The organism is Gemmatimonadota bacterium (assembly GCA_009692115.1).
In the GTDB taxonomy this organism is placed as follows: Bacteria; Gemmatimonadota; Gemmatimonadetes; order Gemmatimonadales; family GWC2-71-9; genus SHZU01.
On sequence record SHZU01000014.1, the window covers coordinates 37,379 to 58,852 of the forward strand.

The window sequence follows — 21,474 nt, forward strand, 5'->3', positions numbered from 1 at the left end:
CAATCTCCTACATCATCAAGTCGCCACCGTTGATATCGAGCGAGGCACCGGTGATGTAGCCGGCCGCCTCGGAGGAGGCAAAGCAAATCAGATCGGCGACCTCGCGGGCCGTCCCCAGACGCGGAACCGGGTATCCCTGCGCTAGCTGATTCAATCGCTCCGGGGTCGCGGTCTCACGAGTGAGTTCCGTGTCGATCATACCCGGGCACACCGCGTTGACGGTAATCCCGAACCGACCGAGTTCCTTCGCGGCGGCCCGAGTGAAGCCGAGCAAGCCGGTTTTCGACGCGGTATAGTGGGCGCCACCGAGCGTGCTCACCATCCGTCCGGCGGTGGACGAGATATTGATGATCCGGCCATAGTGCTGGCCCTTCATCGTCGGGAGGGCCGCCTTGGTCAGGAGGAACGGCGCCGTCATGTTCACTTCCAAGGCCAGCCGCCACTCCTCGGCGGTCAATTCATCGAGCCGGGTCCCGAGGGCGTGAGCAGCGTTATTGACGAGGATGTCGAGCCGGCCAAACCGCGCCACGACCCGAGCGACCAACTCCTCGGGCACCCCGGCGCCGGTGATGTCGCCGGGGGCGGCGAAGGCTCGGTCACCCAACTCGGAGGCGATCGCCTCGGCCCGGGAGGGGTCGCGGACGTTGACGGCCACCGAGGCGCCGCGCTCGAGCAACCGTTCCGCCGCCGCCCGGCCCAGGCCGCGCGAGGCGCCGGTCACCAGGGCCACTCGGCCGGCGAAATCTTGGGGAACCATGGTCGAATATACTCGGGGCTCGGCACTCGGCACTCGGGGCTCGGCACTCGGCGGGGGGTTAGAACCATTGGCCGAGGCGGAGGTAGAGGGCCAGGCAGCCGGGGCCGGGCGCGGCGAGCAGCGTGACCAGGGCGAGGATCATGCCCTACATCCGGAACAGATAGCTGGCCTTTAAAAAGAACCCGTCACCGGTCCGGGCGAGGTCGCCGAACTTGAACCGGCCGGTGTCGCGATAGCTCCCGCCGTACCCGGCGAAGAACACGGTGCCGGGCGTCGGCTGAAACGAAAAGAGAAAATCGGTCCGAAATCCGTTGGTCTCCGTTTGGGAAGCCGGCCCACGTTTGTAGATCCCGTCGCGCGGATCGAGGAACAGAATCGGATCGCCGGTCCGGCCATCATCTCGGAGGGCGTCCCGCTTCGACGCCCGGTACTCGCCGACGACCCGGAGAAAGAGCGACCGATTGAGCTGGTACTCGACCCGAAGCCTCGGGATATGGGTCACCGAGACGACCGATCCATCGGATCGGCGCTGGAAGTAGGTCAGCACGTAGGTCCCGAGGGCCCGGATTTGGCTGGTTGGCTGAAACTGAATCGTCGAGTTGACGAAGAGAATGTTGGCGGGCGACCATTCGAAGTAGTTCACGTCCGCTCCGAAGGTGGCGTTGATATCGACGGAGAACGGACCGACCCACGGCGTGCCGAGGGTGACACTACTGCCATAGTTGTGAACGGTGGCGCCCCCCGGGTAGGGAGCGACCGTATCGACGATGCCGGCCGCGCCGTGGCGCTCGAGGGCGTACCCCTGGAACAGACGCCGGTCGTAGCCGAAGTACTCAAACCAATTGAAGGCCCTGAGACTCCAGCCGCCCCGGAACTCGAAGCTCCCGGTGAGAAAGAACTGCCGGTCCTGGAACCCTCGGCCCTCGACGAAATCATCGTAGGTCCATCGGCCGTTGGCGCTCACCCCGCCGGTAGCCCGGGCCACGAACGCACCCGGCTTCCCGTAGACCGTCCACGACGGCCCGCCCGAGATCGTCACGGCATCCGGAACCCCGATGAAACCGGCCGCGGCCTCAAAGGCATCACTGACACCTTCGAATTTGGCCTGGAATCCGAAATGCCGGCCGGCCCGCCGAGCGTCGAGCTGCCAGAGCGGCGCCACATCCCGGTGCCCGTCGCGCGTCGTCACGCTGCCCACGACTTGGGCCGAGAGGGCGGTGCCGCCCGGGAGCACGACGCGAGTGTCGACCCCGCCGAGGTGACTGCTGAATCGCGGCTCGGTGCGGCTGGTGAAGACCAGGCCCGCCCGCGATCCGCCCCCCAAGTCTCGCTGGGCCCTGGCGATGGCGAAGAACGGCTGGTCGATGCCGCTCCGCGAGGTCTCCCGGCCGTCCAGGGCAAGCATGGTGGCCACGGTCGTCCCCGAGACCTTGCCGGTGAGCTTCGCGGCACCGACCGGCGCGGCGATTCGCCGGGAGTAGATCAGCTGGTTCGGCGTCGAGAACTGTTCGATTCCCTCCAGAAAGAACGGGCGCTTCTCGGCGAAGAACAGGGCCCGCCGCGGATCGTTCACGATCTGACTGGCGTCGGCTTCGACCTGGGAAAAATCCGGGTTGACGGTGCCGTTCAGGGTCAGATTGGGGGTGACACCCCACCGTACGTTGCCCCCGAGTTCCGCCGCATTGTCGTACCCCCACCGGCCCGACGGCAAAGTGGGCGCGCCGGTGGCCCGGGCGGTAACAACCGGGTTCAGATCCATCACGATGCCGCGTCGGAGCCCGGTCAGACCCAGCAGAGTGCCCCCCTGCCGGAGGAAACTCGGCGCGCCGCGAATAGCGGGGGCCCAGGAATCTTCATGCCCCGAGGCCTGGGTCCGCCGGATGATGTGGAGACCCCAGTCTTGTGACTCGGCGGGTTGGTACCGAAGGGTCTTGAAGGGAATCCGAACTTCCACCTCGAAGCCATCGGCGGTCAACCGGCCCCGGGAGGCGAACACGAAGTCGGGACTCAAGTCGGTGGTATCGCGGCCGCCGTTGCTCCGGCCCTGCTCGGCCATCGTGCCGTCCTGCTGGACGCCGAGTGGATTGACCGCAAAGACCAGCGCTTGATTGCCGTCGTTATAGGTCCCGAGGTAGAACTCGACCCGATCCTCATCCGCCAACCGATCCCGGTTGGCCAGGGTGGCCCTGACGCTCCCGGGGCGAGCCTTGGCCCGAACCCCGAAATGCAATGCGGTCGGTGAGTACCACACCAGGATCTCGGTATCCTGCTCGGCCCGGCGGCCATCGGCCGGCGCGTATTGGGAGAACTCGGTCAGCCGCGAGGCTTGAGTCCACGAGGGCTCATCCAGGATGCCGTCGATGACAACGCCGGCGTCGATCCGGGGGAGGGCCACTTTCAGACGGCCGGCGGCTCCGGAATAGGCATCCACAAGAGTATCGGGCGCCGCGGCGAGGACGGTCAGAAGCAAGCACAACATTTCGGTTCCTCAGAGACTTATCGGTGGTCGCCGGATTGCCGCGGGTAGGCCAAGATACCTACGGGCGAACGGGTTCTGGAGTAACACGGTTGCACTCCGGACCCGTCACTCCACGAAGGTCAAGACCATCCCCGCCCCGTGGGAGGCCGGGATCACAAGCCGGCTTCCCTCGTCGATCGCCGGGACGCCGTTGGTGGCCAGCAGTGCCCGGCTCCGCCCGAGGTTCTCGACCCGGAATTCCATCGCAACCCCGTAGCCGCCTAACAGTCCGCACCAGGCGGGCGCCGCCGCTCCGAACCGGTCCTCCAGCAGAGGCGGCGCGATGATCTCGACCAGTTCCCCCCGCGGAGTAATGAACGCCACCGCCGTCGGGGAGGCCCGCACCGGCGGAGCCCCGAACATGGCCCCGAAGTACTTGGTATCGCCCGCCGGGTTCTCGGACACGTAGGTGAGTCCCGTGACCTCGATCGCTCCGTTCGGGTGGCGCTGGTAGACCGGCACGAAGATGGTCTCCGGCTTGTAGTGGTGGGACAGAAAAAGGGTCAGATACCGGCGGCGCCCATCCCGCCAGACGTAGAAGCAATGACTGTTGGTTTCGTCGGTAGTGCCGTCCGGCATTGGAATGGCGCGCCGGGCGTTCAGGATCGGATCCGGCGCCAGGCCCAGGGCCGCCACGGTGTCCCGGTCGCGCGGCAAGTCGTCCGAGGTGAGGCTCACGATCGCCATCCCGTCGCCACATTGAAACCGGGGCATCATCCGATCGCGAAGCAGTGGCAAGCTCCAATCGAGATCCGCCACGATTTCGTAATAGGTGTTCCGGAGCTGGAAGATCCGGTTGCAGGAACCGAGCTCGGCGTGGCGGGCCACCGGCAAGACCTGGAAGCCGAGCCGTTCAAAGGCGGCCCCGGCCAGATCGAGGTTCTGAACTGCATGGGCAAAATGGTCGAGGGATCGCATCGAAACGGCTTTCAGGGTAATCTAGGCAAGCCAACCTTCTGGAGTCACCATGCCGAGGCTAAGATCGCTCCTCGCGGTCCTCATCCCAAGCGTCCTCGCGGGGCAAACCCTCCCGCGGGTCGTCATTCAGACCACCCTGGGCCAGATCGAAGTCGAGATCGACACGGTCCACGCCCCGGTTTCCGCCCAGAACTTTCTCCGGTATGTCGACGCGAAGTTCTCCGACCGGGGCTCGTTTCATCGAACCGTCACCATGGCCAACCAGCCCAATGACGCGGTCAAGATCGAAGTGATCCAGGCCGGTGGGGACACGACCCTCCAGAAACAGTCCGGACCGATCCTGCTCGAGCGGACCACCGTCACCGGCCTGAAGCACCGGGCCGGGACGATCTCGATGGCCCGGACCGGCCCGGACACGGCCCGAGATCAATTCTTCATCTGCGTCACCGATCAGCCCGAACTGGACTTCGGCGGCAAGCGGAATCCCGACGGGCAGGGCTTTGCCGCCTTTGGGAAGGTCGTGGCTGGCCTCGACATCGTCCGAAAGATCCAGCAAAGCCCGGCCGACGGCCAACGGCTAACCCCGGCAATCGCCATCACCCAGATCAAGCGGAATAGCATGCTGTTCCAAGCGCCACCACCACCCACGGCCTTCGTAGATGTGGCCGTGCTCGCGATGGACCAGCCTGGCGTCCTCGAGCACCAGACCGTGCTCGTGAAAGACGGCCGAGTCTTCTGGATCGGCCCGGCCAAGCAGGCCCCGTCGTCGAAGAACTACCGGGTCATCGACGGGCGGGGCCAGTTTCTGCTGCCCGGCTTTTCCGATATGCACACCCACCCCGGCCGGCCGCTCGACCTGGTCACCTACCTGGCCAACGGGATTACCACCATCCGGGTGATGTGGGGCGACACCGCCACGTTAGGTTGGCGGAAGGCGGTCGCGGCCGGCTCGCTCGCCGGACCCCGCATCGTCACGTCGGGCGCCATCATCGACGGGAGCCCGCCGTTGCAGCCATCCATGACCGTCGTGACCGACCCCGCCAAAACTCGCGCCGAGATCGCGGCCCAGCATCGGGCCGGCTACGACTTCATCAAGGTCTATAACAGCGTCCCGAAGGCGGTGTACGACACCATCGTTCGGGTAGCCCGGGGGTTGGGCATGCCGGTGGCCGGCCACGTTCCGTTCGAGGTCGGACTCACCGGCGCCCTCGCCGCGAAGCAGGCCTCGATCGAGCACTTGCGAGGATACATTGCCGAGTTGGTGCCGAAGGACGCAGCCGTGCAGCCCGGGGCAACCCTCCGGTCCCGCACCGTGGCGTGGAACTACATCGACCGGTCGCGGTTTCCGGGCCTGGTGGAGCAAACGGTCCGGGCCGGAGTCTGGAATACTCCCACGTTCGTCGTGGCGTATCACATGATGCTGCCCGATTCGGCGTACCGGGCCCTGGCCCAACGTCCCGAGGTCAAACTGTTTCCGGGCCAAGGGGCTCCGGACCGTTCCAAGATCAGTTTCTTGGCCGACTTTACCGAGGCCGATTTTGCCGAGGCAGGGCGGGCCCTGGTGCCCCAACTGGAGTTGGCCAGGGCCCTGGCCAACGGTGGCGCCAAGCTGATGATCGGGACCGACTCGTGGCTCCAGGGGTACGCCTATCACGACGAGCTGATGCTCTTCGAGCGCGGCGGGTTCTCGCCGGCGGAGGTCCTTCGGATGGCCGCCCGGGCCGGACCCGAGTTTCTGGGTAACGCCCTGACCCAGGGCACCGTGGCACCGGGACAGGTGGCCGACCTCCAACTGGTGGGCGGCAATCCGCTCGAGTCGTTAGGCAACCTCCGGGACCGTCGCGGGGTCATGGCCCAAGGCCGGTGGTACTCCGCGGCCGACTTGAACGCCAGACTGACCGGAGGCGCCCCCTAAGCCTACGGCTCGAGGATCCGCGCCAGCCAGTGGAGTACGTTGAGGACAAATTGAGAATTTTGTTCCGCCATCGGGGCGTTCATACCCATCGGCCGCTGCTCAGGTCCGGCCACTTGGGCGCTGAACATGGCGGCTTCGCCGAAGAAGGCCACCCGGCCGCCGCGGACCCGGATCGTCGCGCCCTGCAACCAACCGCCGACCGGCCGCCTTTTGGTGTCGGGGCCGAATTGCCACGCAATCCGGGGCTCGAGCGACACAAACGACGCCGGCAGGATCAGCACCGGGGCGGCCCGCCCTACCGCCACCCGAAACGCCTGTCCGGTAAAGCTCCGCACCTGAGTGATCCGCTCGGTGGTATCGCGACCTCTCACAATCGGGTGCGGCCGGAGGGTGCCATCGCTCGAGGTAAAGAGGGTCGGGAGGGCAAAGGCGGCCTGGCGCTCCGCATCGCCTCCTTCGAACCCCGCCACGGCAAACCCATCGGTAAACGAGATTCCGAATGCCGTCGCCAGTTGGGCCGCGGCGCCCGCCAGCGGCATATGATCGGCAATCAGGAGCAGCGACCCGCCCTGCTCCACCCACAGATAGACCGACTTGATTTCATCTTTGGTAAACGCCGACGGCGTCGGGGTTGGATAGGTGTCCCAACTGCTGTCGTTCGGCTGGGCGTTCGAGATGACCAAAATCCGGCACCGGGACAACCCGTCGAAATCGAACCCCGCTCGATTGGCCGAGACTCGGAACCCGTCCCGCCGAGCCAACTCACCAAAGGCCCGGAACCGGTTGTCGAGGGTGTGAAAGTTGTGGTGGGCCTCGTCGAGGCAGAGCGTCGGGCCCGCCCCGATCGGATAGGCGGGCCGCCGGACCGGCGGCCGGAACGCGGTGTCGGGAACTTGTTGGGCGCTGACCGATCCGCCGGCCAGCGCCCCGACCAGCCACCCGACCGCACAGCGGATCATCACTTGACTACTTGCCCTCGAATTTGGTGGCGATGGCTTCCGCCACCCGCTTTACCAGGGCCGATGGATCCTCGGCGCCGTTCCGGGACTCGACCGTGATGACATAGCGATACCGGGTGATGGCGGTGATCTTGGCGTCCTTGGACTCCTTGTCGAACTCCTCCCATCCTCCGGTATAGGGCACGCCCATCTTGACCGACCCGACCCGGCGGCGGGCATCTTCCTGGCCGAAGGCCATCATCATCGGGGCCGCCATCATCGCGTACCCTTAGGGTGTGAGGCGCTTCGGCGCCAGACGGCCCACCCAGATCCCGCTGTTCATGTCGGTCGCATAGACGAATCCCCGGTGCGGCTGGGCGCCCCAGCTCATCGGGACGTTCGGCCGGAAGCCCTTGGCCGACGCCGCCCAGATCGAGCCGATCTCCCGGCCCTGGGCGTACAGATCACCCCGGAGTTCGCCGCTGACATCGACCGCGCGGACTCCGGCCTCGAAGTTCCCCACGTACAGCACGTCGTTCTCGATCCAGATGTTGTGGCTCCCGGCATTCGGCACGCTGTACTCCGCCACCTTCACCGGGTGCTCGATGTCGGTCACATCGAGCACGTGGAGCCGGCCCAGGGTCTTGATCCGGTCCCGGCTGTCGGAGTCGAACAGCTGGGGAAACACTTCATCGCCGATGACGAGGTACTTCCCGTAGCGAAACACGGTATGCGTCCCCGCCAGCATGTCGGGCGGATAGAACTCAGTGGTATTGTAGGTGTAGCGACTGACGAAGGCGGGGTTGGCGGGACTCCCGCCCTTGATCCCGCTCCCGACATCGAGAATGACCACGCCGTCCTTGAAGTAGGCCAAGTACGCCAGGCCATCCTTGACCTGAATGTCGTGCAGGTAGCGGCCGGCGGTCTGCCCCGTCGGGTCGACATAGGCATGCCGGTTATCCAAGGTCCACTTCCCGACCTCCCGCGGATTGGCCGGGTCCTGGAAGTCGATCACCTTCATGCCCCGGGTCCCGTCGTCGGTGAGATAGACATAGTGCCCGTCGACAAACGCGCTGTGGACGCCGGCGGACACGGTGGCCGTATACTCCGACAACAGTTTCGGGTGGAGCGGCGCGGACAAATCCAGGAAAGCAATCCCGTTCTTCCGCACAGACGAGCCCTGCCGGGACACCACGCCGATCTTGCCGTCGGCCGTGGTCGAGATGTCGTTGATGATCCTCGCGTCGAACATCACGGAATCGGTCTTGACCGGAGCGGCCGGATTGGAAATGTCGAAGGCGTAGATCCGGTCGGCGATGGTGCTCACGTAATACACGCTGCCGATGGCCCACCCTTCGGCTGCCTGGAGGTCGCTGAACACCACCGACCCCACGGTCTCGAAGGTCCGATCGTGGACCCGCGGCAGAATCGTGACGGTGGTGGCGGCGGTCACCGCCCCGGCAATCGCGTTCACGAGATAAGCTCCGGCCCGCTCGGCCACCAAGGCGCCGTCCGGATAGACCGTGGCCCCGCCGCCACTCACCACCCACCGCACCGGGGCGTCCGCCACGAACCCGCCCGATCGATCGAACGCCCGGGCACTCATTCGGAGCACATCACCAGTGCGTCCCCCCGCTGGTCCGGTGACCTCGAGCCGCGCCACCGGATTCTTGATCACCTCGACCCGGAGTGATCCGGACACGCCGGCGGTCGTGGCGGTGATGGTCGCGGACCCCGGCGCCCGGCCGGTCACGACGCCGGACGGATCGACCGACGCGACGCCGGGCGACGAGGACCGAAACACCATCGCGGGACCGAGCAAGGGTTCGTCGTCTTCGGTCGTGGCGGTCGCCGTGAGGCGGACCACGCCGCCTGGAACGAGTCGGCCGCCCTCAGCACCAATCGTCACCTTGACGGCCGGCTTCGGCAGCACCGTGAATTCGGCCGAACCGACTTTGCCGCCCACCCGAGCCAACACCTTGAGACTACCTTGCCGGAACGCGCGGACCATCCCGCTTTGGTCCACCGCGGCAATCTCGAACGGCCCCGAGAGCCACACCACAGTGCCGCCCGGGATCACGTTGCCCGCCGCGTCTTTGGCGCGGGCCGTCAACTGCACCGAACGGCCCGCGACCACAGTGCCCGAGGCCGGCGACACTTCAACCGAAGCCACCTGGGCCCCGGCTTGGCCCCGGACCAATGCCACCAGCAGGAACAACGTGACGGCTGTCTTCATAGATGATCTGGCGCCCCCTGCGCCTTCCGAGATGCGAAGTAGGTTACCGCGGCAAGCAGGACCGTGACACCTACCGCCCCCACCTCCCGCCGCTCCAACGTGGTGGCGAGCACCACCACCAAGCCCATGGCCGCGAGCGGAATGACCGGGCCACCGATCAGCCTGAAGGGCGCGCCATCCTCGCCGATCCGCCGCCGCTGCAGCACCAGCGTGGCGGCGCAGCAGACGAAATAGATCAGGAGTAACGCACTCGACGACAAGGCCGTCAAGGTGTCGAAATCCGCCACGATGGCCAGGACGCAACTCAAGGCAGCATGCACCATGATGGCCACCGCCGGCGAGCCGAACCGCGGATGCACCGCGGCAATCGCGCGCGGAATCCGGCCGGCCAGCGCCATGGCATAGAGCGTCCGCGGCGCAATCAGCATCGCCGCGCTAAGAAACCCGATCGTCGAAATCACGGCGGCCAGCAGAATGAAGGTCCGTCCGCCGTCACCGAACACCACCGCCGCCGCATCGGCGAGTGGGGCCTGGGTATGAGTCGGCAGTTCCGGGCCGAGGAGGCCTTGGGCCGCGAATTGGACGCCGAGATAAATGATCGTCGCCGCCACCAGCCCGCCAAGAATTCCCCGCGGAACCGTCCGGGCCGGGTCGCGGAGCTCGCCGCTGACTGCCAAGGCCGACTCGAGGCCGGCAAAGAGATAAAGCAGTCGCATCGCCATCCGGCCGATGTCGGCCGCGGGCGGGATCACGTCCCATCGGACAAACTCGGGTCGGAACGCCACCAGGCCGATGATCCCAAGTAGAATCAAGGGCGCCAACTTGGCGAAGGTGACCAGTTCCACCACTCGGACCCCGCCGCGGGCCCCGCCGCGGATGTTGATCCAGGCAAAAATACCGAACGTCAGGACCAGGATCAGCGCCCGGGGCATGCCTTCCCCGACCACCGGAACCAGCACCGACAACGACCGGATGAACACCGTGCCGACCACGGCTGTCGCCACCAACTGGACCCCGAGGTAGGTCAGGAGGCCAACCAGCCACGCTGTAAACGGGCCAAAGGCCGTCTCGACGTACGCGTACATGCCCCCGGTACCCGTCACTCGGCTGCCCGATTCCGCGAAACAGAGCGCGATCAGGCCCATCAGCGCCGCGGCCACCACGTAGGCCAGAATGCCGGGCCCGCCGAGCGTGGCGGCAATGGTGGCCGGGAAGACGAAAATGCTCGATCCAATGATGAGATTGATGACGCTGGCCCCGAGGCCGAAGGGGCCGATCGTCCGGGCGAGGCCACCGGAACTCTGCTGGTCGTTCACTGGTCGTGAGTCCTTGGTGGCCGAGGCGGTGCCAATAGTATCACCAACACCTAGCGATGGACCAGAGAAGGGCCGTATCTTCATTTATCTACGATCCGAGAACTCATGTTGACTCCCGCCTTCCGGCTCGGCGTTCTGACGCTCGCCCTTTTCTGGGGTAGCGCCCGAGCCCTCGACGGCCAAGCAATCGCCACCCATCCCCGGGTCAAAGAAGCCCTCGCGGCCTACGAAAAGTGGCTCGACGGCGAACGGGCCTTCAAGAAGATCCCCGGCATCGCGTCCGCGCTGGTCATCGACCAAGACGTGATCTGGCAGGGCGGCACCGGGTATGCGGATTGGGCCCGGAAGACGCCGGCCACCCCGAACACCCTCTACAGCATCTGCTCGATTTCAAAACTGTTCACCAGTATTTCGACGCTCCAACTCCGCGACCAAGGCAAGCTCCGCCTCGATGATCCGGTGGCCAAGCACGTCCCCTGGTTCGCGCCGAAGACGGCCTACCCGGCCGACGGCCCGATCACCGTCGAGGGGCTGTTGACCCATGCCTCGGGATTGCAGCGGGAGTTTGCCGACACCCTCTGGGTCGAGCCGAACATGGCCTTCCCGACCATCGACGAACTCAAGCGCGACGTGGCCGGCCGCGAGGTGGCCTACCGGCCCGAGCAGTACTTCCAGTACTCCAACCTCGGCTTCACGATGCTGGGCGCCGTGGTGGAGGCCGCCTCGGGCCGGCCCTACGCCGACTACGTCCAAACCAACATTCTGGGCCCCTTGGGCTTGACCAACACCTTCTCCGAAATGCCGGCGGCGGAACGCGGGAAACGATTGGCCATGGGCTACAGCGGTATCGACCGGGACGGCAACCGTCACCCGATGCCGTTCTATCAGACCAAGGCCATGGCGCCGGCCGCTGGCTACGCGTCGACCGCCCTCGATCTCGCCAAGTTCGCTTCGTGGCAATTCCGGTTGCTCGCCGAGGGCGGCACGACCGTCCTCTCCGCCACCACCCTCCGGGAAATGCAGCGGGTCCACTTCCTGGATCCGGGCTGGAAGACCACCTGGGGCTTAGGGTTCGAAGTCTGGCGCCATGATGACAAGACCTTCGTTGGCCACGGGGGCAGCTGCCCGGGCTACCGAACCCAGTTGACCATGAAGCCCGACGAGAAGATCGCCACCATCGTCATGACCAACACCTTCGACACCGACGCGTCCGGGTTGGCCCAGCAGGCCTACGAGTTCCTCGGCCCCGCCGTCAAGGAAGCCCGGGCCGACACGGCCCGCACCATCGCCGCGGCCGACCCCGCGCTCGATCGGTACCTCGGTACCTATTTGAGCTTCGGGGGCGAAATGGAAGTGATCCGGTGGCAGGGCGGGTTGGCCACGATGCAGGTGCCGAGCGCCAATCCGGTCAAGACCATCACGAAGTACCGCAAAACGGGCGACCACACCTTCCGGGAAATCCGGCCGGACGGCGCGTTAGGCGAACGAATGACCTTCGACCTCGGTCCCGACGGCCGGCCAACCCGGGCGCGGACCAACTACCTCATGCCGAGAATCAAGTGAGACTTTCCATGCTTCGTCCTATCGTCCGCGCCATCGTGCTGCTTGGGCTCCTCGCCGGCACCCCGGCCGCCGCCCAGACGGGCCAGTTCAACCTCGAAAAGACCAAGACGGTGCTGACCGGCCTGATCGAAACCGCCATCCGGGAGCGCGGGGTTCCGTCGATCTCAATTGCCCTGGTCCGGGGCGATTCGATCGTGTGGAAAGCCGCGTTCGGCTACGCCAACGTCCGGACCAAGACGCCCGCCACCCCGGAGACGATCTACAGCACCGGCTCGACCTTCAAATCCGCCACCGCTACGGGGTTGCTGCAGCTCCTGGAGCAGAAGAAGCTCGACCTCGATGCCCCGGTCAACCAGTATCTCGGCAATATCCAAGTCCAAGACCGACTTCAAAGCGACAAGCCCGTCACCACCCGCCACATCCTCTCGCACTGGTCGGGGTTGAACGCGGGCGCCGTGACCAAGCCGCTCTGGGGCCGCGAGCTGCCGAAGGCCCTGGAGCAGATGGTGTCCGGGCTCTATTCGATCCGCGCGCCGGAAGCCAAGTGGGAGTACAACAACTTCGCCTTCGGATTGGCCGGGCTTCTGCTCGAGAACATTTCCGGCACCGAGTACGAAAAGTACCTGATCGAGAACATCTTAAAGCCGCTCGGCGTCGCCACGCCGCATCCAGTGTATCCCTCGGCTGAGATGGTGGAGTTGATGGCATTGCCGTACAACGCGGGCGGCGCCACCGGCAAGCCAGTACCCGTTGCCCAGGTCCACTTCGACGTCTACCCCGCCGGCGACATCTACCTCACGGCGGAGGACATGGCTCGCTTCCTGGCCATGCACTTGAACGGCGGCACCTTCCGCGGCAAGCGGATCATTTCCGAGGCGTCGGCCAAGCTGGCCCACGAGCCGCCCTACGGCGGGACCTACGGTTTTGGTTGGAGCGTCCGGAAGGAGTCCAGCGGCCACACGATTATTTCTCACAGCGGCGGGATTCCGGGGCAGAGCAGCTATATGATGGGCGACGTGGACGCCAAGGTCGGCGTCTACTACATGTCGAACTCGGGGGCGCCGCCCGCCATCGGTGAGGCCGCGCTCAAGTTGCTCCGGGGCGAAGAGTACGTCCCGCCGGTTGCGGTTGAACGGAAGGCCATCACGGTCGACCCCAAAGTGCTCGACCGCTACGTCGGCACCTACAACCTGGGCGTCGGGATCAGCTTGGTCGTGACCCGGGAAGGCGCCGGCCTAGTCCTCCGGCAACACGGGTCCGACGCTCCCATGGCGCTTCTCCCCGAGACCGCAACGACCTTCTTCGTCAGAGGCCAGGAGTTGATTGTCACCTTCGTCGCGGGGCCAACCGGGGCGATCGACAAGTTGGTGGTTGGAAGCGGTGCCTCCGCGCTGGAAGCCAAGCGGAGCCAGTAGCCGCCGCTTGAGCACGACGCCGGGATCGTCTGGCCGGTGACGGAGCTCGCAACCCCCGATCAACATCGGGGCGGAGCCGCGACTTGTCACATCGGAGCAACTCGATGAGATGATGGAGGACTACTCCCGGACCAGTTCAAAGGTCGCGAGGGCCTCGGGCTGGACATTGATGAATCGCAACCGAGGGACGGCGCGGGGCGCATCGGGCATTCGGGCTGTCCGATCGAAAGGTGGAGGTTGGCGGAGCCGCGATTAGACAAGATCAACCAAGGCCGACCCCCGTCAAGGGGCCAGCGTCGGAACACCGGCCCCGGAGTATCTTTGGTCTCTGAGTTCAACCCCATGGAGGGACATGGCTCCGGACCCCACCTCTCGCCTAGCAACGCTCCGCGACTTCGCCGCCCGCTACACCGCCGCCTGGTGCAGCCAGAGCGCTGCCAGCGTGGCCGCCTTCTTCTCGCCCACCGGCTCGCTCGCCATCAACGGCGCCGCCCCCGCCATCGGACGCGTAGCCATCACCGCCTCGGCGCAGGACTTCATGACCGCCTTTCCCGATCTGGTCGTGACGATGGACGATCTGATCGACGCCGACGCGCGGATCCGCTACCACTGGACCCTCACCGGCACCAACACCGGGCCCGGCGGCACCGGGCACCGGGTCCGGATCAGCGGAGTCGAACGCTGGCAGATCGGGACCGACGGCTTGGTGGCCGAGTCCGCTGGAAGTTTCGACGCCGCCGAGTACCAGCGGCAAACCGAGCACGGGGTGGGAGCGACCTGACCGGGACGAAGCTCGTCGCGGGGTGGCCTGGCGGCGCGATACCCGTGGTGCCAGGTTAGGACATCATCACTCTCCACCGGGATCGCCCATGGCACCCTTGCTCCGCCTCGCCACGCTGCTGGCCATCGTTGGATTCCCTGGGTATGTCGCCGGCCAGCGACCGACTTCGTCCGGATGGCCGGCCACCACACCAGCCGCCGCCGGCATCAACGGCCGGACGCTCGATAGCCTCGATGCCGAAATCACCCGCGGCGACTACGGGAACGTCGACCGGATGCTGGTGATTCGGGGCGGCAAGATCGCCTTCGACAAGAGCTACCAGCATGACTACGCCACCATCTACGCCGACTCGGCCAAGACCAAGAACGCCCTCAACGCCGGCGACCCGACCGGGCCCTACAATTATTTCAACCCCTGGTGGCATCCCTACTACCGGCGGGGCCGGCTCCACACCCTCCAGTCCGTCACCAAGACCATCACCTCGGTGGTCATCGGGACCGCCGTCCTCCGCGGCGATTTCCCCTCGGTCGACACCCCGGTCTTGAGCTTCTTCGATACCACCGCCATCACCAATATCGACGACCGGAAGCGGCGAATGACCGTGCGGCATTTGCTCACCATGACCGGCGGCTTCGACTGGAACGAGAACCTGCCCTACATCGACCCCCGCAACAACGGCGCGGCGATGGAAGCGAGCCGGGACTGGGTCGAGTACACGATCAACCTGCCGATGGCCCGGGAACCCGGCGCGGAATTCAACTACAGCAGCGGCGAAACCGAACTCCTCGCTCATATTTTTCGGCGGGCCACCGGCCAGGACATCGAAGAGTACGCCGCCAAGCATCTGTTCGGACCGCTGGGCATCGCGGACTGGCATTGGAAACGGATTCCGACCGGCTTGATCGACACCGAAGGCGGTCTCTACCTCGAGGCCCGCGATCTCGCCAAGATCTGGCAACTGTTCCTCGGCGGCGGGGTGTGGCAGGGCACCAGGATCGTCTCGGCGGAGTGGGTCAAGGCGTCGGTCACGCCGGCGGTGCGAGCCGGGAACCGGGCCGGGACGCCCTACTACGGCCTCAAGTGGTGGCTCCACCAGAACCCGGCCGACACGACCAAGTTGGTCTGGTCGGGGTCGGGCTTCGGTGGCCAGCTTCCGATGGCGTTTCCGGAGCGCGACTTGGTGGTGGTGTTCAACGGATGGAACATCCTGCCCGGCGGCACATCGCTCCCGTTGCGGCGGGTCATGGAGCGGCTGGTGAAGGCGGTCCCGGTAGACCGCTAGCGGATCGGCACCACGATCGCGTCCTGGCACCCCTAGGTGCATTGCCATGAAGTCGTTCCCGGCCCTGCTCACCAAAGTCCGCGGGTGCACCATCTGCGCGGCGCATCTGCCCCACGGCGTCGGGCCGGTGCTCCAGATCCATCCCGAGGCGCGGGTCCTGATCGCGGGCCAGGCCCCGGGAAGCAAAGTCCATGCGACCGGGGTGCCGTTCGACGATCCGAGCGGCCGGCGACCTCCCGCCGAGACCGGAGTGTGCCCCCGCGTGGCGGAAGCCACTGCTCGACCGACTCCGCCACCTCGAGCTGACCGAGACCGTGATGGCGTGGCGAACCTACGGCCCGTCCGCGATTCCCCTGCCCCACCCAAGCCCCCGCACCAACATCTGGCTCCGCCGGCATCCCTGGTTCGAGGCCGAGGTCATCCCGGCGCTGCGACGCCGCGTGTCGGCGGCGTTGAAGTAGAGTTCGCGCCGGATCACCCACTGGCCCAGGCCTTCTTGATCCGGTCCTGCTTCACGCGGTGACGCCTGATCCGCTTGAGCAACGCGTGCGGGAACGGCTGATCGAGCGGGAACTTGAGATTGTCTTTCGGCCCGGCATCGATGAGGGTGGGCCGGACCGCGGCCGGGCAGGCTGCGATGTATTGGCTGATGCCTTCGGGTGCCTTGGAACTCATCGCCATGATCATGCCCTATGGGAGAGCGGGACCGGAATATTTTACCCGGGGGAATCGGCGACAACCGGCAGAGCCCGGTACTACATTGAGTACCCATGAATCCCCCCAGAGAATCCATGACCAGACGACTCGCCTGCCTGCTGCTGTTGGTGCCCGGTGCCCTCGCGGCCCAGCAACCCGCCGGCTCCTCCGCCCTGCTGGCCCGGATCGACTCGATCGTCACGGCGGAGATGGCTCGCACCCAGACGCCGGGGGCCGCGGTTGCGGTTGAGCATCACGGCCAGATCTTGCTGGCCCGCGGCTTCGGGCTCGAGAACGTCGAGTCAAACTCCCGGACCAGCGCCGAGACCGTGTTCCGGATCGGGTCGGTCACGAAACAGTTCACGGCAGCCGCGATCATGCAACTAGTCGAGCAAGGCAAGATCGGGCTCGACGACGAGATGACCAAATACCTGCCCGACTATCCCACCCAGGGCAATCGGGTCACCATCCGCCACCTCCTGACCCATACCTCGGGCATCAAGAGCTACACCAGCCTCGGCCCCAAATTCTGGAGCGAGTCGAGCCGGCTCGACCTCACCAACGACCAGATGCTCGCCCTGTTCAAGGACATGCCGTTCGACTTCAAACCCGGCGAGAAGTACGCCTACAACAACTCGGCCTTCTTTCTCCTCGGTGTGATCATCGAGAAGGTCACCGGGATGCCGTACCGGAAGTATGTCGAGGAGAAAGTGTTCCAGCCTCTCGGCCTGGCGTCGAGCTCGTACTGTGACGATCGCGCCATCGTCCCCCACCGGGCCGCGGGGTACGAGGCTGCCGCCGGCACGGTGTCCAACGCGGCGCCCTTGAGCCTCAACGTCCCCGGTGCCGCCGGATCGCTCTGCTCCACGGTCCTCGACTTGGTCCGGTGGCAGCGGGCGTTTGACGAGGCTCGTCCGGTCTCGGCGGCCTCGCGCGACCAGGTCCGAACCCCCGCCACCCTGAACGACGGCAAGCCGACCAGCTACGGGTTCGGCGTCAGCCTCCGGCCGTTCGAATCCCACCGGTCGTTCGCCCACAGCGGCGGGATCAACGGCTTTGCCTCGTGGCTGGCCCGTTACCCGGACGACGAGTTGACCGTCACCGTACTCACCAACTCGGGCGGTGGACCGGCGGTCCGGATCGGTGAACTCGTGGCCCGCGTGGTGCTCGGCATGCCCTTGCCGACCATGGCGGACCTACCGGTGCCGGCCGCCAATCGGGCGGAGTTGGTTGGGAAGTACGAGATGAGCGGCACGACGTTGGTCGTCACCGACGGCCCGCAGGGTCTCGACATTTCAATCGGCGGCGGCGCCCCGGGCCGCCTGCTATATCAGGGAAACGGCGAGTTTCGGATCAAGACCATGCCGGATGCGATCGTCCGGCTCGATCGGGCCGCCGGAGCACGGCAGTTGGTCATCGTGCTCGGTGGGAGCCCGATGGTGGCAAAGCGGATTCCCTGAACCGAGCGGAGTAGGCCGAGGTCTGCTATCATCTCAATCAGGCAAAGGCGCGGTACCTCTTCGTCGGCGCCCGGGCGCTCCAACTCTGGGGCAGCGCCCGCGCCACCTGCGACATCGACATCCTGATCGAGCCCACCGAGGAGAACGCTACCCGGGTCCTCGAGGCGCTCGGCCATGTCGGGTTCGGCTTTACCCGCGAATGGGCGGCCAAGGAGATCGTCGCCAAGTTCGGGACCATCATCGGAGATTCGCCGCGGGTCGACATTCTCGTCTTGGTGGAAATCAAGCGACTGCGCGGCACCCGGCCTCCGGAGCGATGACCAAAACCATGGAGCACTTCATGAGTCGAGTCCAGCCATTCCTTTGGTGCCTGCTCTCCGCCCTCTCGGTCGCGAGCGCCGCCGCCCAGAGCAAGCCTACCATCGATCAGTTCATGAGCCCCGGCTTCCCCTCCGAGCTAGTCTCCGCCCGGAAGGCCGACCGGATCGCCTGGCTCGCCGAGGAGCGGGGCCGCCGGAACGTCTTCACCGCGGCGGCTCCGGCGTGGCAGCCGGTCCGGCTCACCAGCTTCATGAACGACGACGGGGTGGTGCTCTCGGATCTCGCGATTGCCGATGACGGCGCGATCGTCTCGTTCGTCCGGGGGAGCGCTCCCAACCGGGAGGGCTGGGTCGCCAATCCGAGCAGCGATCCGCGGGGACCGGAGCGGGCCATCTGGGCCGCCCGGACCAGTAGAGCCGGCGCCTGGCGCGTCATCGAAGGCGGCGCCCCGGTGCTCTCGCCCGACGGCCGCTCGATCGCGCTGGTCAGGGACGGGCAGATCGTGGTGGTGCCATCGAGCCGGACCGGGACCACGGCGGCGGTCGACAAGACCCTGCTCCCGACGATCAAAGCGTGGGGACGAAATGGGGGTCCGGAGTGGTCTCCGGATGGATCCAAGATCGCGTTCGTCAGCGTGCGCGACTATCACTCGCTGATCGGGGTCTACGACGTGCGAGCCCGGACCCTGGCCTACGCCTCGCCGAGCGTCGACTTCGACGCGAGCCCGACCTGGTCGCCCGATTCGAAGCGGATCGCGTTCATCCGGCGTCCGGGCACACCCTATGGCCAGCAGGCGGTGCCGGGGCTCCCGGGGATCATCTCGCAGGCCCCGCCGACCGCCGGGCAGCGGGCGGCCCGGGCCCCGAACAGCCGAGGCCCAGGTCAGGCGCCCGACTCCGACGAGAAGCCGGCCGACGGCCTCTACCGCGCCACCCTCAAGGGCGGCTACGGCCTGGCCCTCATGGTGGCGCCGATCACCGGCGACACCGGGGTCGAGGTCTGGCACACCCTGCCTAACGGCAAGACCTTCCAGGCCATTCAGCGAATTACCTGGGCGGGCTTAAGCCTGATCTTCCAGCAGGAGCCCGAGGAGTGGATCCGCTACTACGCGGTGTCCGCCGGCGGCGGCACCACCACCCCGATCGAGCTGAGCCCCGGCGAAGGCGCCCTCGAAACCACGGACCTCTCCCCCGACGGCGCCACCCTCTACTACGCCAGCAACGCCCTGGACATCGACCGCCGCCACCTCTGGAAGGCACCGACCTCCGGAGGCCCGGCGGTCCGAATCACCCAGGGCGACGAGATCGAGATGTACCCCGCCGCCATCGCGTCCGGCCGCCAGGTCGCCGCTCTCACCGCTTCGGCCACCCGCCCGCTCTCGGTGAGCGTGATCGACATCGCAAGCGGCCGGGCGCGGGTCATTTATCCGATGTTGAGCAAAGAATTCCCGGTGGCGGAGTCCGTCGTACCGGAACCGGTGGTCCTCAAAGCGGCCGACGGGTTGAGCTTCCACAACCAGCTCTTCCTCCCCAAGGACCAGAAGCCGGGCCAAAAACGCCCCGCCATCATCTTCGTCCATGGCGGGCCCAGCCGGCAAATGCTCCTCGGCTACCACTACATGGACTTCTACCACTTTGCCTACGCCGTGAACCAGTGGCTCACGACCCAGGGCTACGTGGTGCTGTCGGTGAACTACCGGACCGGGATCGGCTACGGGAAGACCTTCCGGACGGCTCCGAAGTCGGGGTGGCTCGGCAACGCCGAGTATCAGGACGTGGTCGCAGCGGGGAAATATCTCCAGCAGCGGGCCGATGTCGACCCGGCGCGAGTTGGGATCTGGGGGTTGTCGTATGGCGGGGTGCTGAGTTCGCAGGCACTGGCCCGAAACTCCGACATGTTCGCCGCCGGCGTCGACATGGCGGGCGTCCACCTCTGGGGCTCGACCCTCGACTCGACCGACGTCAGCTATCAATCGTCGGCCATCGCGGCCATCGATGGGTGGAAGTCGCCGGTGCTGATCTGGCACGGCGATGACGACCGAAACGTCCCATTCAGCCAGACCGTGGGGCTGGTCCAGCTCCTCCGGCAGAAAAACGTGCCCTACGAGTTGATCGTGGTGCCGGACGACACCCACGAGACCCTGATCTACGACCGGTGGATGTATCTCTGGGGCCGGATGGAGCGGTTCCTGAAGACGCATCTCTGGAACAAGCCTTCGGCCGCGACGGGATCGGGCCGATGACCCCGCCATCGATCAGCCGGGCGGCGCTGGCAACCTTCCTTTGCCTAACGTTCGCCCTGAGTGCGGTGTGGTGGTGGCTGGGCATCAGCGGCCGGATGGCCGAGGGCTCGTATATCTTCTTGCTGATGTGGTCGCCGGGGACGAGTGCCATCGTCACTCGGCTCATCTTCCAGCGGAATCTCCGCGGGCAGGGCTGGCATCCCGGCGCCCCGCGGTGGCTGGCGCTCGGCTACTTCCTTCCGGTGGCTTACGCGATCGTGGCGTATGGCGTCGTGTGGGGCGCGGGTCTCGGTGGGGTCGACTTGAGCCGGTTCACGACCCCGATCGCGACGTTCGTGTTCCTGGGCACGGCCCAGAGCGTGCTTGCCGCGACGGGGGAGGAACTGGGCTGGCGGGGTTTTCTGGTTCCGGCGCTGGCCGAGCGGTTTTCGCTGGCCAAGACGGCGATCATCAGCGGCGCGATCTGGTCGGCCTGGCATTACCCGCTCATCATCGGGGCCAACTACAACGCCGGCACCGCCACCTGGTGGGCCCTCGTCTGCTTCACCGTCATGGTGATCGGGCTCTCGTTTCCCCTCGCCTGGATGCGGCTCCGGTCGGGCAGTTTCTGGCCGGCGGCGCTGTTCCATGCGTCGCACAATTTGTTCATCCAGAGTTTTCTGGACCGGGTGACGGTCGACACGGGTTCGACGCTCTGGTTGACGACCGAATTCGGGGCGGCGCTGGCGGTTACGGTGGGGGTGACGGCGTGGCTCTTCTGGCGCCGTCGCGACCAATCAGTCACCTTTTCGACAAGTGGCTGACGGTCGCCGAACAAGAGGCAAACCTTGAGAAGTTGGACGGGGGCCTCTGGCACCCCTACCGACGAGCCTGGGCGACCAACCGGAAGCACCTTCCGATCAAGGACGTCGTAGCCGCCGGGGGGTGGGTTGACACCGAGACGCCGCTGACCTGCTACCAGCAGCCGGATACCGAAACGCTCCTCAGCGTAACCGCCGAAGAGCGTAAGGTCCGAGAGTTTGGAACTCGAGCCTAGAAACTCAGCTCCAAACTCGTATCCGTTTCGTAAGTCATCGGGACGGCGGGATTTGAACCCGCGACCCCCTGAACCCCATT

General features: G+C 66.1%; 17 protein-coding genes and 1 pseudogene. 9 read left to right on the plus strand and 9 right to left on the minus strand.

The features are described 5' to 3' along the window. Positions 1 to 7: 7 nt before the first annotated feature. The 3 genes from EXR94_13860 to EXR94_13870 form a co-directional block, all read right to left on the minus strand. Entirely contained in the window at positions 8 to 757 is a 750-nt protein-coding gene (locus EXR94_13860; GenBank protein ID MSR03801.1) for an SDR family oxidoreductase, read from the minus strand. Positions 758 to 902: 145 nt separating this feature from the next. After that, positions 903 to 3,236 (minus strand): hypothetical protein, encoded by a 2,334-nt coding sequence (locus tag EXR94_13865; protein ID MSR03802.1) that lies wholly within the window; start codon positions 3,234 to 3,236, stop codon positions 903 to 905. A 105-nt stretch (positions 3,237 to 3,341) separates the two neighbouring features. Further along, positions 3,342 to 4,193: a VOC family protein gene (locus EXR94_13870; protein MSR03803.1), complete on the minus strand. Its 852-nt coding sequence runs from the start codon at positions 4,191 to 4,193 to the stop codon at positions 3,342 to 3,344. 49 nt (positions 4,194 to 4,242) lie between these two features. On the opposite strand from EXR94_13870, the gene EXR94_13875 reads away from it, so the two are divergent. Beyond that, complete coding sequence (locus EXR94_13875) at positions 4,243 to 6,108, plus strand: hypothetical protein (GenBank protein MSR03804.1); 1,866 nt, start codon at positions 4,243 to 4,245, stop codon at positions 6,106 to 6,108. A gap of 2 nt (positions 6,109 to 6,110) precedes the next feature. On the opposite strand, the gene EXR94_13880 is transcribed toward EXR94_13875, so the two are convergent. The 4 genes from EXR94_13880 to EXR94_13895 are packed head-to-tail and all read right to left on the minus strand — an operon-like array spanning position 6,111 to position 10,682. Next, positions 6,111 to 7,070: a hypothetical protein gene (locus tag EXR94_13880; GenBank protein ID MSR03805.1), complete on the minus strand. Its 960-nt coding sequence runs from the start codon at positions 7,068 to 7,070 to the stop codon at positions 6,111 to 6,113. A gap of 4 nt (positions 7,071 to 7,074) precedes the next feature. Continuing rightward, on the minus strand, positions 7,075 to 7,326 hold the full coding sequence (locus EXR94_13885) for a hypothetical protein (GenBank protein MSR03806.1): 252 nt from the start codon (positions 7,324 to 7,326) through the stop codon (positions 7,075 to 7,077). Between the two features lie 9 nt (positions 7,327 to 7,335). Then, on the minus strand, positions 7,336 to 9,282 hold the full coding sequence (locus EXR94_13890; GenBank protein ID MSR03807.1) for a hypothetical protein: 1,947 nt from the start codon (positions 9,280 to 9,282) through the stop codon (positions 7,336 to 7,338). Beyond that, the gene (locus EXR94_13895) at positions 9,279 to 10,682 is read right to left on the minus strand and encodes an APC family permease (protein ID MSR03808.1); all 1,404 of its coding nucleotides are present in this window, start codon (positions 10,680 to 10,682) and stop codon (positions 9,279 to 9,281) included. The genes EXR94_13890 and EXR94_13895 overlap by 4 nt, the downstream gene beginning before the upstream one ends. A gap of 21 nt (positions 10,683 to 10,703) precedes the next feature. Here EXR94_13895 and EXR94_13900 point away from each other — a divergent pair, with 21 nt between their 5' ends. From EXR94_13900 to EXR94_13920, 5 genes and pseudogenes are all read left to right on the plus strand, one after another. Then, complete coding sequence (locus EXR94_13900) at positions 10,704 to 12,161, plus strand: class A beta-lactamase-related serine hydrolase (GenBank protein ID MSR03809.1); 1,458 nt, start codon at positions 10,704 to 10,706, stop codon at positions 12,159 to 12,161. Positions 12,162 to 12,169: 8 nt separating this feature from the next. Then, positions 12,170 to 13,576 (plus strand): serine hydrolase, encoded by a 1,407-nt coding sequence (locus tag EXR94_13905; GenBank protein MSR03810.1) that lies wholly within the window; start codon positions 12,170 to 12,172, stop codon positions 13,574 to 13,576. Between the two features lie 352 nt (positions 13,577 to 13,928). After that, positions 13,929 to 14,357, plus strand: a complete 429-nt coding sequence (locus tag EXR94_13910) for a hypothetical protein (protein MSR03811.1) — start codon at positions 13,929 to 13,931, stop codon at positions 14,355 to 14,357. 88 nt (positions 14,358 to 14,445) lie between these two features. Then, positions 14,446 to 15,639: a class C beta-lactamase-related serine hydrolase gene (locus EXR94_13915; protein ID MSR03812.1), complete on the plus strand. Its 1,194-nt coding sequence runs from the start codon at positions 14,446 to 14,448 to the stop codon at positions 15,637 to 15,639. Positions 15,640 to 15,685: 46 nt separating this feature from the next. Beyond that, a pseudogene (locus EXR94_13920) lies at positions 15,686 to 16,100 on the plus strand (uracil-DNA glycosylase family protein). Between the two features lie 13 nt (positions 16,101 to 16,113). Here EXR94_13920 and EXR94_13925 read toward each other — a convergent pair. Continuing rightward, entirely contained in the window at positions 16,114 to 16,320 is a 207-nt protein-coding gene (locus EXR94_13925) for a hypothetical protein (GenBank protein MSR03813.1), read from the minus strand. Positions 16,321 to 16,409: 89 nt separating this feature from the next. Here EXR94_13925 and EXR94_13930 point away from each other — a divergent pair, with 89 nt between their 5' ends. Beyond that, positions 16,410 to 17,795, plus strand: a complete 1,386-nt coding sequence (locus EXR94_13930; protein ID MSR03814.1) for a class A beta-lactamase-related serine hydrolase — start codon at positions 16,410 to 16,412, stop codon at positions 17,793 to 17,795. Between the two features lie 37 nt (positions 17,796 to 17,832). Here EXR94_13930 and EXR94_13935 read toward each other — a convergent pair whose 3' ends face one another. Next, on the minus strand, positions 17,833 to 18,060 hold the full coding sequence (locus EXR94_13935; protein ID MSR03815.1) for a hypothetical protein: 228 nt from the start codon (positions 18,058 to 18,060) through the stop codon (positions 17,833 to 17,835). Positions 18,061 to 18,135: 75 nt separating this feature from the next. Between EXR94_13935 and EXR94_13940 the strand changes: the two genes are divergently transcribed. Both EXR94_13940 and EXR94_13945 read left to right on the plus strand, forming a co-directional pair. Beyond that, complete coding sequence (locus EXR94_13940; protein MSR03816.1) at positions 18,136 to 20,358, plus strand: S9 family peptidase; 2,223 nt, start codon at positions 18,136 to 18,138, stop codon at positions 20,356 to 20,358. Beyond that, positions 20,355 to 21,161: a CPBP family intramembrane metalloprotease gene (locus EXR94_13945; GenBank protein ID MSR03817.1), complete on the plus strand. Its 807-nt coding sequence runs from the start codon at positions 20,355 to 20,357 to the stop codon at positions 21,159 to 21,161. The genes EXR94_13940 and EXR94_13945 overlap by 4 nt, the downstream gene beginning before the upstream one ends. Positions 21,162 to 21,474: the final 313 nt, after the last annotated feature.

Excerpts from the sequence above, each read along its gene's own strand:
- EXR94_13860 (MSR03801.1), bottom strand. The coding sequence starts at position 757 with ATGGTTCCCCAAGATTTCGCCGGCCGAGTGGCCCTGGTGACCGGCGCC.
- EXR94_13865 (MSR03802.1), bottom strand. The coding sequence starts at position 3,236 with ATGTTGTGCTTGCTTCTGACCGTCCTCGCCGCGGCGCCCGATACTCTT.
- EXR94_13870 (MSR03803.1), bottom strand. The coding sequence starts at position 4,193 with ATGCGATCCCTCGACCATTTTGCCCATGCAGTTCAGAACCTCGATCTG.
- EXR94_13875 (MSR03804.1), top strand. The coding sequence starts at position 4,243 with ATGCCGAGGCTAAGATCGCTCCTCGCGGTCCTCATCCCAAGCGTCCTC.
- EXR94_13885 (MSR03806.1), bottom strand. The coding sequence starts at position 7,326 with ATGATGGCGGCCCCGATGATGATGGCCTTCGGCCAGGAAGATGCCCGC.
- EXR94_13890 (MSR03807.1), bottom strand. The coding sequence starts at position 9,282 with ATGAAGACAGCCGTCACGTTGTTCCTGCTGGTGGCATTGGTCCGGGGC.
- EXR94_13895 (MSR03808.1), bottom strand. The coding sequence starts at position 10,682 with ATGAAGATACGGCCCTTCTCTGGTCCATCGCTAGGTGTTGGTGATACT.
- EXR94_13900 (MSR03809.1), top strand. The coding sequence starts at position 10,704 with ATGTTGACTCCCGCCTTCCGGCTCGGCGTTCTGACGCTCGCCCTTTTC.
- EXR94_13905 (MSR03810.1), top strand. The coding sequence starts at position 12,170 with ATGCTTCGTCCTATCGTCCGCGCCATCGTGCTGCTTGGGCTCCTCGCC.
- EXR94_13910 (MSR03811.1), top strand. The coding sequence starts at position 13,929 with ATGGCTCCGGACCCCACCTCTCGCCTAGCAACGCTCCGCGACTTCGCC.
- EXR94_13915 (MSR03812.1), top strand. The coding sequence starts at position 14,446 with ATGGCACCCTTGCTCCGCCTCGCCACGCTGCTGGCCATCGTTGGATTC.
- EXR94_13925 (MSR03813.1), bottom strand. The coding sequence starts at position 16,320 with ATGGCGATGAGTTCCAAGGCACCCGAAGGCATCAGCCAATACATCGCA.
- EXR94_13930 (MSR03814.1), top strand. The coding sequence starts at position 16,410 with ATGAATCCCCCCAGAGAATCCATGACCAGACGACTCGCCTGCCTGCTG.
- EXR94_13935 (MSR03815.1), bottom strand. The coding sequence starts at position 18,060 with ATGTCGACCCGCGGCGAATCTCCGATGATGGTCCCGAACTTGGCGACG.
- EXR94_13940 (MSR03816.1), top strand. The coding sequence starts at position 18,136 with ATGAGTCGAGTCCAGCCATTCCTTTGGTGCCTGCTCTCCGCCCTCTCG.
- EXR94_13945 (MSR03817.1), top strand. The coding sequence starts at position 20,355 with ATGACCCCGCCATCGATCAGCCGGGCGGCGCTGGCAACCTTCCTTTGC.